The sequence below is a fragment of the Mesorhizobium sp. WSM1386 genome (assembly GCF_055901595.1).
The window spans coordinates 4,210,956-4,223,494 of the sequence record NZ_CM148373.1 but is presented as its reverse complement, the minus strand read 5'-3'; the positions used below and the strand labels follow the sequence as shown (position 1 = coordinate 4,223,494).

The 12,539-nt window shown below is 57.7% G+C and carries 13 protein-coding genes and 3 pseudogenes; 7 read left to right on the top strand and 9 right to left on the bottom strand.

Translation table 11 applies throughout. From position 1 onward, the window contains the following. Positions 1–367: 367 nt before the first annotated feature. Positions 368–1,210 (bottom strand): SIR2 family NAD-dependent protein deacylase, encoded by an 843-nt coding sequence (locus AC0NIH_RS20625; RefSeq protein WP_473469615.1) that lies wholly within the window; start codon positions 1,208–1,210, stop codon positions 368–370. 687 nt (positions 1,211–1,897) lie between these two features. On the opposite strand from AC0NIH_RS20625, the pseudogene AC0NIH_RS20620 reads away from it, so the two are divergent. From AC0NIH_RS20620 to AC0NIH_RS20605, 4 genes and pseudogenes are all read left to right on the top strand, one after another. Next, a pseudogene (locus AC0NIH_RS20620) lies at positions 1,898–2,186 on the top strand (amino acid ABC transporter permease); the annotation flags it as partial. A 196-nt stretch (positions 2,187–2,382) separates the two neighbouring features. Continuing rightward, positions 2,383–2,910, top strand: a complete 528-nt coding sequence (locus tag AC0NIH_RS20615) for a Ros/MucR family transcriptional regulator (RefSeq protein ID WP_473469613.1) — start codon at positions 2,383–2,385, stop codon at positions 2,908–2,910. 776 nt (positions 2,911–3,686) lie between these two features. After that, positions 3,687–3,923 (top strand): annotated as a pseudogene (locus AC0NIH_RS20610) (integrase core domain-containing protein); the annotation flags it as partial. 841 nt (positions 3,924–4,764) lie between these two features. Further along, positions 4,765–5,175, top strand: a complete 411-nt coding sequence (locus AC0NIH_RS20605; protein WP_473469611.1) for an ArsR/SmtB family transcription factor — start codon at positions 4,765–4,767, stop codon at positions 5,173–5,175. 321 nt (positions 5,176–5,496) lie between these two features. Here the strand turns inward: AC0NIH_RS20605 and AC0NIH_RS20600 are convergent, their stop codons facing one another. From AC0NIH_RS20600 to AC0NIH_RS20590, 3 genes are read right to left on the bottom strand one after another with little or no spacing between them, the layout of a single operon-like run. Beyond that, on the bottom strand, positions 5,497–5,868 hold the full coding sequence (locus AC0NIH_RS20600; protein WP_473469610.1) for a hypothetical protein: 372 nt from the start codon (positions 5,866–5,868) through the stop codon (positions 5,497–5,499). Positions 5,869–5,881: 13 nt separating this feature from the next. Next, a complete protein-coding gene (locus AC0NIH_RS20595) occupies positions 5,882–6,343 on the bottom strand; it encodes a hypothetical protein (protein WP_473469608.1) in 462 nt (153 codons plus the stop codon). 1 nt (position 6,344) lies between these two features. After that, the gene (locus tag AC0NIH_RS20590) at positions 6,345–6,554 is read right to left on the bottom strand and encodes a hypothetical protein (protein ID WP_473469606.1); all 210 of its coding nucleotides are present in this window, start codon (positions 6,552–6,554) and stop codon (positions 6,345–6,347) included. A gap of 264 nt (positions 6,555–6,818) precedes the next feature. Between AC0NIH_RS20590 and AC0NIH_RS20585 the strand changes: the two genes are divergently transcribed. Continuing rightward, on the top strand, positions 6,819–7,427 hold the full coding sequence (locus tag AC0NIH_RS20585; protein ID WP_473469604.1) for an EF-hand domain-containing protein: 609 nt from the start codon (positions 6,819–6,821) through the stop codon (positions 7,425–7,427). Positions 7,428–7,731: 304 nt separating this feature from the next. On the opposite strand, the gene AC0NIH_RS20580 is transcribed toward AC0NIH_RS20585, so the two are convergent. Further along, the gene (locus AC0NIH_RS20580) at positions 7,732–8,073 is read right to left on the bottom strand and encodes a hypothetical protein (protein WP_473469602.1); all 342 of its coding nucleotides are present in this window, start codon (positions 8,071–8,073) and stop codon (positions 7,732–7,734) included. Positions 8,074–8,366: 293 nt separating this feature from the next. Between AC0NIH_RS20580 and AC0NIH_RS20575 the strand changes: the two are divergent. Then, positions 8,367–8,707, top strand: a pseudogene (locus AC0NIH_RS20575) (IS5 family transposase); the annotation flags it as partial. A 685-nt stretch (positions 8,708–9,392) separates the two neighbouring features. On the opposite strand, the gene AC0NIH_RS20570 reads toward AC0NIH_RS20575, so the two are convergent. Continuing rightward, a complete protein-coding gene (locus AC0NIH_RS20570; protein ID WP_473469601.1) occupies positions 9,393–9,701 on the bottom strand; it encodes a hypothetical protein in 309 nt (102 codons plus the stop codon). 228 nt (positions 9,702–9,929) lie between these two features. On the opposite strand from AC0NIH_RS20570, the gene AC0NIH_RS20565 reads away from it, so the two are divergent. After that, entirely contained in the window at positions 9,930–10,250 is a 321-nt protein-coding gene (locus AC0NIH_RS20565) for a hypothetical protein (RefSeq protein ID WP_473469599.1), read from the top strand. A 639-nt stretch (positions 10,251–10,889) separates the two neighbouring features. On the opposite strand, the gene AC0NIH_RS20560 is transcribed toward AC0NIH_RS20565, so the two are convergent. The 3 genes from AC0NIH_RS20560 to AC0NIH_RS20550 all read right to left on the bottom strand — a co-directional run bounded on the left by AC0NIH_RS20560 (position 10,890) and on the right by AC0NIH_RS20550 (position 12,451). Further along, entirely contained in the window at positions 10,890–11,687 is a 798-nt protein-coding gene (locus tag AC0NIH_RS20560) for a LuxR C-terminal-related transcriptional regulator (RefSeq protein ID WP_474025038.1), read from the bottom strand. A gap of 94 nt (positions 11,688–11,781) precedes the next feature. Beyond that, entirely contained in the window at positions 11,782–12,123 is a 342-nt protein-coding gene (locus AC0NIH_RS20555; protein ID WP_474025036.1) for a hypothetical protein, read from the bottom strand. A 115-nt stretch (positions 12,124–12,238) separates the two neighbouring features. Further along, positions 12,239–12,451: a hypothetical protein gene (locus AC0NIH_RS20550; protein ID WP_474025034.1), complete on the bottom strand. Its 213-nt coding sequence runs from the start codon at positions 12,449–12,451 to the stop codon at positions 12,239–12,241. Positions 12,452–12,539: the final 88 nt, after the last annotated feature.

Below are 12,539 nucleotides of genomic sequence, written 5' to 3'. Positions count from 1 at the left end.
CATATTAGAAATCGCACAATTAACCCTATAGGGCTACCCAGCCGTCGACGGTCGCCCATGTCGAAGCAAAAAAGCCCGGCACCGTAAGGCACCGGGCAAAGTTCCAACAAGGGGAATCATGCACCGATGGGAGACGGTGCAGAGCCGGAAGCGATTGGGCGCGTAAATGTTCCTCAAAACACCTACAGACCGCCACCTGGCGGAAGATCCTGCTGCACGCCGCCTGGCCGGAAATATGCCGCAAGCACGGGCTGACATCGATTTTGAAATTTCGGACGGAATGCTCTGCCATCGGGCGCTCCTTGACAGCCCGGCTAACTGCGCCTTACCCGATTGTTCCAGCCGGATACTGCACCCGCAACTACTTTCAGGGATCAACGCTTGCATCCCGCTCTATCCCAACCATCTTCGCCAGCCGGCCGAGGAAGTCCACCAAAGCAGCTTGCGGGTCATCGACTTCGCCGATGACCACTGAAATGCCCCAGCGCTCAAGCACGGCTTCCTCCACAGGGTTTCGGCTGGTCATGAAAATGAACGAGGGAGGACGATCTTTCTCATAGCCAGAGCGATGCCACGTCTGCCAAAGGCGGTGCAACAACAGCCGAATGTTCGGATCGGAAAGGCTATAGCCGATGAAGAGGATCGTGCTGCCGAGCGCGTCCGAGCGAAAACGCACGTCCAGCGGTGAATTGAAGGAAAGGCGATCGAGGTAGTCCGTTTCGGTAAGGACGAGGGAAGTATCGTCGTCGAAGTCACCATGAAACTTGACGATGTGGGGAATGCCCTGGCGGGCCTGAGCCACATCGCGTGCATTGCCCACTTTGGCATAATCCCTGCCGTATATCTCAAACGCCATTTCCAGGTTCCGGTCATAGTTAGTCGTGTAGATGACGGGAAAATCGAGGCTCACGATCAGACGGTGCAATTCCGACTTCCCGATCCGGTCCTTGGTGACCGACCAGTTTCTATCCATCCAACTGCGAAGCGGCCCGATGCTGCCGTGTTTGATCCGATAGTATTCGGCCAAGGTCTGAAAACGATCCCGCCGCATGGAAAATTCATCGTCGACGCCGAGCTCCTTTGCCATTCGCTGTATGAGCTTCTCCCACGAGGGAAGCCCGACGCTCATCGATACCCCCGCCCCCACGAACAAAATTGCGCTGCGACGACGAATTGCATTGGCGAGCGAGCCTATAGGATCATCGTTCATGAACAGGTCTTTCGAGGAAACTTGCACAGGTCGAACCTGAAGACGCCTGAAACACTCCGGTGCGAGCAAACTTGGACCCGGCCCGGCGTTTCGAGCCCACACGGCACACTTCGGAAGCAATGGGCTTCGTCGTCGTCGACTGAACCGGCTCCGTGACGGTCCGCCAGCGCATAAGAGCCGGCGCTCGCCGTCCTGGCGAGCCGCTTGCCACCAAAGCTGAAGTGGCGGACGCGGCGGCGGCGGAGAAATGGCAATGGTCCTGTCGCGGTTTACCGGTCATGTTGGTCCGGTTCCGAGCCAGCCATATTGCCCTGAATTCCATCCGGTTCGGCATTCACCAACAGGTCGCGTCGTTTCGAGCCGATAAAGATGATGATGCAGTAGATCATTGTCATACAGCGATGATTGTCATTGCGGCCTAAACATTAGTTGGCCGACATGTTCCTTGTGCCTGGAAAAATCCTTCGTGTGCCGGAGCTTTCGACGTTCAAGATACCGCCGCATCGCGTCTGCCCGTCGATCTTTGATCCAAACGTCCCAATGTCGAAGCACACCCACTGTCACCGCTGGAAGCGTATCCTAGAGCGAGCCGGCCCGCCGCACATCGGCACGCACGGTATCCGCCACCGCTCGGCGAGCGACATCGCCAATTCCGGCGTGCCGGTGAAGGTCGGCATGGAGCTGACCACGCTGGGCTATAGGGGCGGCCAACTGTTCCGACGGGTCCTCTTTCCCCAGGTGGCTTTGACGGCAATCCCCAACCTCACAACCATCGATGATGGTCATCATGAAGGCGCTTTCGCTCTCATTCGCCATCAAGGTTGTCGATATCTTCACCCAGTCCCAACTAACCGCGGCGCTGAATTACTATTACCTCGAAGCGTTCGTGATTGCTGTCGTGCTCTACATGGTGATTGCCTATACTGTCACCCAGAATGCCGACAAGCTGGAACGGGCGCTTAGGGTGCGAACGTGAGCGGGATTTGGGATAGAATCGTTTTGCGCAACACAGCAGGACTAGAGCGTCGGAATCCGCGACCGATCAAAACGGACAATGCGAAGTCTACCTGATGTTGTGCAAGAGGTTTGGATATTGCGAAAAAACGTACTATGTGCCTCGTGGTGGCCAATGAACGTCGCTCAAATTCTCCGATACAATAAGAGGAAATTATATGACCACTGCTCTCGAACACGACGGCCAACTTGACACTGTGTCCATCGCAGCCGACATCGTCGCCGCCTATGTGTCAAACAATCCATTGCCGGTCGGCGAGTTACCGAAGCTGATCGGCGATATCCATGCCGCTCTGAAAGGCATTGGCACTCCGGCGAGAGAACCTGTGGTCACGCGGGAACCAGCGGTATCGATCAGGAAATCGGTGACGCCGGATTTCATCATCTGTCTGGAAGACGGGAAAAAGTTCAAGTCGCTCAAGCGCCATCTCCAGCATTTTAATCTGACCCCCGACCAATATCGGCAGAAATGGAATCTGCCCTCCGACTATCCGATGGTGGCGCCGAACTACGCGGCAACCCGCTCGGCTCTGGCGAAATCCATAGGGCTCGGGCGCAAGGCGACTGTGCCCACCCCTGCCGCGGGGAAAGCAAAACGGGCCGTTCGTGCTGCCGCAGCGACGACGACAGCGGCAGCCATCAAGTCGCCGCTGAAGAAGACGCGCAAGGCACCGGCCAAAACCTAAGTTCTTCGTCTGGTCGGGGTGTCAGGCTGGGTCGGACTTGAATCGCGAAGCCCCGCCTTGCAGCGGGGCTCGTGTTCCGTGCCTCTCAATGGCTGGCCGCGCGACAAGCCCCATAGGTGCAGACGCCCGGCCGAGGGGGTGTCCTATGGCGGCACGCAACCACCAAGTAGGAGTTCTGAGCAACGGGCACGCTCAGCTGCTCTCGGCCAGGAAATGATTGACCAAGTGCCAGTCCGCATCGCCTGCCGTAACTGCCCGTTCACCGGCCACTCCGCACCCGAATTCGGCGACCTCAGGGGGAAGCGAGCCTTGTTGCGGACGATCGCAACCACCAGTGTCACGATGGTGATGAGCAAAGCCGCTCTCAACAGGAAGAGACGGCTGGGTGGTGCAACAACATGCCCTACGTGGACCGTTGAAGGCGCCCGCTGCGAGGGTGCAGCGGGTGAGCAACTGTGGTGTTAAACCTGATGATAGGTGGACCTGCCGTTGATGGCGCCGCGCTAAGAGATCGAGCCAGGAAGGTCACCAAACGTACCCAGCAAGCCAAGGCGGTATTGCCCGTCAGTAATGCGACTTGGTGCCGCTGCCTGAGCGTTTCAGGAGATGGCGACCCACGTCCAACACGCGAGCATGACGAGCGGCGCCATTGTTCTTCCATTAGCGATGAGGGACATTCTCGGCCCAGCGAGGTTCCTGGCGTCAAAGGGGGACCAGCCAGCCATGACCCGCGACAGGACGCCATGGAATATCCGAGCCCGCAGCAGGGTTTCCGACAGGTCGAGAGGATGAACCGGACCATTAAGGATGCAACCGTCAAGCGCTTCTACTATGAGAGCCACCACCAGCTCCGCCAGCACCTTGCCGACTTCATCTCGGCCTACAACTTCGGTCGCAGGCTCAAGACTCTCAAAGGCCTCACACCCTATGAGTCGATCTGCAAGGCTTGGGCCGATCAGCCCGAACGCTTCAAGCGTGATCCGCTCCAGCAAATGCCGGGACTAAACATCTAACCTTTGTTGCCATGGTCGTCGTGACGATTGTTCCGATCGGGATGCCGCCTGTGTCAGGCTTTGGACCGGAACCCGCGCGAATAGCCGCTTTTGTGGCCTTTGGCTTGCTGTTCGGGTTCGCATATCATCGCAATTGGGCTCCTGACCCTCTGCCTTGTCGTTGCTGCCGGATTCGGCATAGAGGCCTTGCAGCTGTAAGCCCAACACGACACCCAGCCGTCGATGACGCTGTCATTGAGGCTGCTACGAGTGGTGCCGGGGTCATGGCGGTTGTCTAATTGCGAGGAACGGTCAGTCACAACAGAGCCCGCAACAACTCTCTTGCCCACGTATTCACAACTGAGGTTTTGCCGATACGGGTGAGGACGCACAATCCGTGGACCTGGGGTGCAAAACCGTTCGGTGGTGAATCGCTTGGGAATTTGAATAGATCAAACCTTGGGACGACAGGGCTAGTCCCTTTGCATGCCTGCATCATCCAAGTTGTGGAATGGACTGACCGTAGTGCCGGACTGTACGCTCACCAGGGGCATTGTACCCGAGCCGAGATCCTCCCGCTTGCCGCCCGTTTAGGTTGCATGCCGGTTTATGATTTGTTGGAGAATTCGGCGCACCGTTCTATGCGGACATGCCATGTGATTCGTTCATGTCCAAAGGCCTCGGCGGCTCACCCACCGCCGAGGCCTATTGGTGCCTAAAACTGTTGGCTCGACAAGCCTCGGTCCGTTTCGTGCAACGCATGCCACTGGCTCAAACGACGGTTGTCCAAGGTGAGTTTTTAGCAATTGCTTGACTAACGACCCGCACGCGGTGATTTTGCCCCCGAAGGGAGGATCTGAGCATGGCTCCATGCGTGAGACCGCGATTGGTGGAAATTCAGGCCAACCGCGCTCTGCGGCGTCGGCCGGCCAAACGTGTTTGCTCCGGCAAACGGCTGGAAGCCGCAGCTCGTTTGCTTACAGTCCTAGGGAATGGCAGGCGCCTGCTTACTGTCATGCATCTGATGGAAGGTGAGAGGACGGTGACGGGCCTGCGCTCGCGAGTTGGCGTAAGCCGGTCCTCCGTGTCACAGCATCTGGCCATTCTCGTTGAACACGGAATCGTGGAAAGCCGGACTAAAGGAGCCCGGCGATATTATTCCTGCAGATCGGAGGACGCCAAGGCTCTCATCGCGGTCCTTGATGTTCTAGCCAGAGACGACGCGCTTCCTGCGCTCTCCGGCGTCCCTGCAGCGCCACCCGCCGCTAATTGAGGAATGCTGGCTAAGCCCCGCTCCAGAGCCTGCCCGCTGCTAATCCGCTAACAGGCCTTTTGTCGCCATCGGGACATTGCGCATGGGAATTCGGGACCTGCACGGTTCCCGTTCAATGCGTCTTCTTTACTTTTGCACAGGCCCGCTGCCGACAGGTGGCGGGCCACTTTACCGGACGGAGCTCTGACGAAGGCCCGTCATGCGGTGGCGGGCTTTTCCATTTCAGCGGTTGAACACAGATTGGTAGAACTCGTACCGAACCATCCGTCGATAACCCGCCCGTCGTTCGCTATCTTGCCCGGAATTCCCTGAGACCCTATCTCAATTCAGAAGATGACTGCCCACCAGCCACAGCCTAGCCACGACGTTGACGCGGTGGCGCCGATGCTGTTCGTGACTGACGCCGGTCCGGTTTCCCAGCAATAATGTTGCTTCGTTCTCGCCGATTGCCGATGTGCTGATCACCGGGATTAGTGACGGCGCTGCAGTCTTATCTCGGCGCTTTTTCAGCGCTTCGATTTCGTCGTCACGCCGCGCGATCCGGCTTTCCAGATTGGCGATGCGCTCGGTGAGTAAATAACGGCCCACGGCAAAGCCTCCCGATCCGAAAAGGACTGCGAAGGTTGTAAATGCGACCGGGTTGGCCAGAACCAGCGAGGCATTCGTCTGCAAGAAGGCGATCAAGTCGTGCATTTTCCAAATCCTCTCAGTTTCGCGGCAGCTTGTGAATTTCCAGCCTGACGGGTCCGCCCCTGTCGCAATTCGTGCAGAACAGCGCTCTTTCGACACTGCTGAACAGCGCACCCTTGCCATATCTGCGGATCAGCCCTGCCGGCTTCACCTCGGCATGATGTGAACAGTTCTTGCACCAAGCTCGCAACGTGTGCCATTCGCGGAGGTCGCCGAGGGCGACGTCCAGTCCTGCATGGATGCTGCCGTTGATGATCGTCTGAGGAAGGATCTTCACCTCGCCTGGCGTGATGATCTTTTCCATAATGTGACGGCTGTTGTAGTGGATCAGCAGCATGCCCGGCCGACGGCGTATCGCCGCCTGCCATGCCGCCTGGCTGACCATTGCATCCGGTGATCGACAGATCGTTTCGAGCTGCGTCTTCTCCTCGCTATCCCAGACCTCGATCCGGAAATTGTCTTCGGCTGTGTCCACCATATCAAGAACACGCCTTGTGCCAGCCGCGTGAAAAGCCGTTCGAGGCCGCCCCTCGCGACAGCGCCAGCTCGCCCTCGAGCCGGGCGCATCTGGCCAGGACATTGAGCAAGGCAACCACAGCATCCCCGTCGGCAGCAGCAAGTGCCTGCTGGGCCGCCAATTCCAATTCCGATATAGCTTCGCCATCCGGCGCGTTTTGGCGCTTTCCCATGGACCTTTCCTGCTCGGATACCGACAGGATTAAGGAACATATTCCTGCTAGGTCAAGAGGTGCTTGACTCTTTTGTTCTCATTTTGTTCGCCATTGGCTGGGATAGCCACAGCGGGCGAGCAATGAAGCTTCGCCTGGAGATCGAGAACGCTTCGCCGGAAGAGCGCGAGCGCCGCATCGAGGTATCTCGGCCGAACAGGGAACAATCAGATCGAGCTCCAGTTTGGCCCTCCAAGAAAACACGAGCGATGGATGGAGCACGCCATGAGATATTCACACAGGACGACGGCCGCGGCCGCTTTCATAGCTCTCACCTTCCCCGCGATGGCCCAGACAAGCGGAACACCGGCCCCCTCGACACCTGCACCCACTCCGGCGACCGAACAGCCGGTCGGCGGGCAGTTGCCGGATGCGAACCAACAAGCGGACGGACCAACACGCGAAATGATCCGCCAGATGGTTGAGCAAGCGGTCCGGGAGAGAATGCAGCAGGATCGCGGTTCTGAGAAAGGTTACCGCGACGAGGAAGATCGCTACATGGACCAGGACGGCCGGAACAAGGATGCTGATCTCGCCGATGAAGCCGACCGTCAGGGCGACGGGTGGCGGAGCCACGGTGATCGAGCGCGCGGACAAAGAATGGCTGGACAAAGGCATCATCAGATCATGCGCGGGGCCGGCATGCGACTGGTGTTTGGGCTGTTGGACATGGATGGCGACGGTTCATTGTCCCAGAACGAGGTTGAAGGCGCGGTAGGCAGGATCTTCAGCAACATCGACGAGAATGGTGATGGCAAGATCGATCTGGACGAAGTCCAGTCCTTCATGCACGACTCCAACATGCATGGCCCAAACAGCGAAGACATGCCGTAGCTGTTTTAAAGGTGAAGACCTACTTCAGACGAGGCGGCGAGCGGGTGGCGGTCGAGCGCAAGGTTGCTTCTTCGCTGGTAGGCGCTCGGCTGCTACTGAGTTGCTCAAGCTATACTGAGAGCAGGATTGGGCGAGCGACGCTTTGTCCTCGCTGTCCAGGAGACAAAAACCGGCGAGCTAGAAGTCCGGGGCGTCGTCGTATTGCGCGACCCAAGCGGTGAGCGCCTGACCGCTGACGCAAAGGCCGTACCCGCGCCGCCGCAAATTCACGCCGTTGCCATGGCCACTGAATCGGAAGCGGACTTCAGCTTCGCGAGCGACTTGGGAATTCACGACTCTCTCCTGGACGATCGCCGAAGCCGCAAGCTGGTCGAGCGTACCGCCCGGTGACGTTCGTGATGAGATGGGCCGCATCATCGGAGACTTCGAAAAAGCCGGTGATCTTTTTCAAAAAGAATGGCTGCACAGCCGCAAGAGCGTCGTTTCGGCCCGCCCCGGCACGGATCGAATCGCGTTCCAGGCCGCAGTGCGCGATTTTCTGGGAGAGCAGTTCGGGAGGCATCGGTATGTGTTCGCACTGCATGATCCAGCCGATGACACCAGGGAGGTGTGGCGGGGCGGACGCCGGCCGCATGTTCATGCCCATGCCATCGTTACCATGCGATCCGACACAGGCGAGCGGGGTCGTAACAAGCCCGCAAGTCTTTCGGCAATGGCGCGCGTTGATGGCCGAGAAGGCGGGGAGCATGGTATAGACATGGAGATGACCGACCGCCGCGAATTTGGCAACCCGCCGGCATTTGCGCGAAACCAGGTGCGACCGGTGAATTATGCTGGTCGTACCAAACATAAAGGGACGAGCAGCGCTGCACGGTTCGTTACGACGGCAAGCGCGCCAACCGGCACTCCGCGCCGAAGTCATGGCGCAGCGTCGGATATACGACATGCTACAGCTTCGTGCGATGGCGCAAAGCCGGGGTCTGGGATCGGCTGCTGGCGGCGGTTTCCAAGGCTTTTGACGGCGAGATCATCATGATCGACTCCTCCTGTGTCCGCGTTCACCAGCACGCGGCCACGGCAAAAAAGGGGGCGATGACGATGTTTGCATGGGACGTTCCCGCGGCGGGCTCACCACCAAGATCCATGCGCTTGTCGATGCCGAAGGGCGGCCAATCGATCTCGTCCTGACGGCCGGACAGGCGCATGACGGCAAGCCCGCTCTCGCCATGCTCGACGCCCTCCAACCCGATGCGATCCTGCTCGCCGACCGTGCTTACGAAGTCGCTTGGCCAAGAACCTATTCGTGGCCAATTGCACCGTCCGGTCTCGCATTCAGTTCCAGCAGTCCGACAGGCTGCTGGGCCGAACAACAGCGTCGTGTCTGCGGGCGAGCAGTTTGCTAATCAGCTCTTGCCCGGCTTTGTTGCCTCGAGTAGGCGGACCGGGCGTTAGGTTCCGGGCCGAAGCGACCACCGACCACCAATTTCACTAGGTCGAAACCTAGCGCTTTTGGTTCAGCCAAGGATCATCTGAGCTATTACAATCGTGAGAACCATTGAAGCCGGAACGGCTATGAGACAACACGTCTCAACGATAATGTTTTGTCGCTTGTCCATCTTCGCCGCCTCGCGTTTTCGTTCTCATCTTGGCGTCAACGTAATGCCATAGGAAGCGGTTAAGTCGGGGTGGGGTCAAAGAACTCGTCGGTGATGCATATTAGCTACACCTTGTTAACCAGCGGCCGCCCGCGTTCATCCGGAACTCGGCCTCCAGCCCGACTCTAACGCCTGCTGAACGAGCGACGTCTTGTCCGCGATACGGCATGAGAGCTCTCTTTGGGACCCAAGTGGCCGAACAGAGGATCAACATCGGCATCGCAACATGCGCTTGCCCGTTGATGACGGCAAGATGCAGCGTATAAATGGCCAGGAATTCTTCAGCAACTGCGCAGAACGACGCTAGCACCTAAGCAAGCAACGCTCTGGCGGGTCGATGGCGCCCGATGATCTTTGATATCGAAAGAACGCCTGCTGTGCCAGTCAGTGACGATGCCTGGCCATTTTCGTACGCTCTTTCAACAAAACCTTGTTTAATTCCCTCACCGTGCACACTCCCCGCGCATTCTCTCAGAGCCGCGAGAATCAGCGAGCAATCGATCTCCTCGGTACAAGAAACCTGTAAATCAGCTTCCGCCAATAAAGACTGAGTACGAAGCGATTTCAATCTGGCCATCTTGGCGGCACGTGCGGCGCGCTCAGCTTCGGCGACCGCCATCTCGGACCGACCATTTTCGCCAAATCGCAGCTCCGGGAACACTTAACCGAAGCTGCCATGGCCGATCCCGACGCCTTCGGCTTGGTATCGGGCCGACCGAGGCATTTCCTCATCGAAACAGACGTGGAGGCCGTTTGGCTTGGAGGAGCGGCCTGACAGAGGAGCGCATTATGTCCGCAAGGCATTCCTCATTGCCTCGTTTCACCACTGCCGGAAGCGCAGACCGCCGTGGCCTACTGTGCTTTGGATGCACACAATGACGGTCGGTCGGCCTTTCCGTTTCTGCTGCGCAGTCTTTCGAGACCCGACTGGCGCCGTTTCTCGCCTAGTGAATGCCTAGGAGCCGCCGACCAGGAAGATGCCGCTGAGGCCAAACCGAATGACCACATCCTGCCGGAAAAGGCGCTCCAGCTCTGCCCGGCGGTCCCGAAAGGCCGCCCACTGATCCGAATCCTGCGCCAGGATGAAACCCGGAGGGATATCGAATGTAAAGCCAAGCTGCCGGACGCCGAAGGGCTTCCAGGCTTCGGCCTGAACCCACGTGGTTGAGATGAGAAAGGCTGTAAGGGCTGGCAGTAAGCGGCACATTGTTTGATGTAGCTTCGCCTGACATGGCGTCCAGACCGAAAGAGGGTCCGTGACGCAAATTTGCAGTTCGAAGCTGGAGCGCGAGCGCGTACCGCGGGATTGGCACAAACGATCTTTGCCCGGGGGACTTCGATGTTGGCGGTGTCGAGACGGGAGCAAGCAAGTTGCGCAATTTGGGGGCTATTGCTGTCGTTGATCTCGTCGGCCCTTTTGCCGTTTTAAGGGATCCTGCCGCTCGACGAGTTTAGGTCAGATATCAGCGGGAGGCAGGGCCCGGGGGAAGGTGTAGCTGCCCACCCAGTTTATAGCGTCCCCAATCGTATCCAAGCTCTCGTGCTGCTCGCTCGGCAACCCGAAGCCTGTCTCAAGAACCATTTGCCCCTCGTGGAGTAGGTTTCCTCGTCGATCCGAGTAAGAACTGCATCCAGTTGATCAAATTTCCAGACCAGAAGCCTCAATTCTCCGCCCTTGACCGTTCCGATTCGGCCTCGTTGAGCCAAAATCCAGGAGTAAACTTTGCTTTTCCCCCCTTGATAAATCTCTTCATCGCGGAGCCTGGGTATGTAGTGGGCGTGAATTCATCAGCTCCCGACAAAGCGATCACATCGGATGGCCGTTCTCGAGAAAGGGGTACCCCTTCTGTGCTTCAAATAGATCTTGCGGACGTGTCATCTTTTCGTTCCCTGACGGGCCAGACGCGAGAGTGAGCACACCATGGTTCATCGCCCAAACTGCAGCCTGCGTACGGTTGCGAACCCGAATCTTTCGAAGGATCGCCTTCACATGTACCTTCACTGTAGCTTCGGCTATTCTAATCTCGCGCGCGATGGTTTTGTTGGACTCCCCTTCGACCAAGCAACGTAGAATACATTTTTCCCTGGTTGACAAAAGTGATAGGTCTCTCTCCACATTCTCGATTTTAACAGCCGCGCTTGTAAAATCATCTGTCACAGCATCATATTTAAGACTACGCCTTATATCTTGAATGAACGCTGAAGGTTCTACAGGTAGTACCGTCTGCCCAAGCATAACCAATTCCAGAGCTTTGATGAACGTTTCGGAAGGAGCGGCTTTTGTCAAATATGCGTCAGCCCCCGCACGAAAAGCCGAAACTATATCGCTCGATTGACAGTGATCGGCTAGAACAACAACATGACTGTTCGCACAAATTGCCTTAAAGTCAGCAATTTGTGCGAATTCGGCATCTGCATCAGTACCGCCGACATCCATGATGAGTAAGATGGGCCGGTGCTGGGGTAGCGGCTTCTGCAGAAGATCGTGAACACAAGCCGCAGAAAAAAGAATACGAAAATTTGCTGTATCCAAGATTCGCCTAATGCCTTCTCGGAGTAACTCGCTCGGCCCGACAAGCACTGTTACAAAGGATTGTTTTGTCATCGTAGCTCCCCAGCGCACCTGGTAAGGCGCTCGGCGCGCCAACCGCATTAACGTTAACGTTACGCTAGGAAAACCCTAAGCCAAAATACCGCCCTTAGGCGTAGGGCAGCATCGCTGCCAAGTGCTCGGCGTAGGGCTGGTCGAGGTGTTCAGCCTGTGACCCCCACTCATCAGCCGGCTGCCCGGTGAACACGTCGAACACCGTCCAGCTCCCATCCGGGTCTCGCCTCAAGTCGTACCTCTGCTGGCTATGAGGGTAATTTAGGGTTTCCTGATGAGCCTGTTCAATGGCGTCGAGGAGTGAGGCTAACGTCGGCGGCAACTCAGGTTCGACCTCCAACCGGAAGGCCCTCCGAACCTGACGACGGTTGTCCTCGTTTCGGATCAGTTCCTGAAGAGAGCCGGCGACGGTCTTGTGGCCGGCTTTGTCGCGCATTGCCAAGGGAGCCCCCATGAGTCCTGGCGCCTATAACTTATTGTCGGACAAATGGTTCCATTGCGGGTCGGAATTGCGATCCGCTGATATGATAGGTTGAACAACGGGCGCTGGTCTACTCGTGCAGGTCGAAGAGGACGGCTTTCCCAGTCTGCGCAGCGATTTGAACCACCTTTTCACATAGTGGGTTGTCGTGGCCGAGTTCGTCCAGCTCGCCCTTTAGGTCAGGGCGCTTCGTTCGGATGAATGCGATGGCCTTCTTAAGGGAGACGATATCGCCCTGAATAGCCTGGTCTATGGCGTGTTGTATGACGTCGTCGGACTTCAACAGGCGTTCCATCCGCGTGAGTCAGGTATGCGCCCGCCCGTTCGCTCGTGCTGGCGACACCAGATGTTCCGTTCGGAACGGTCCATCC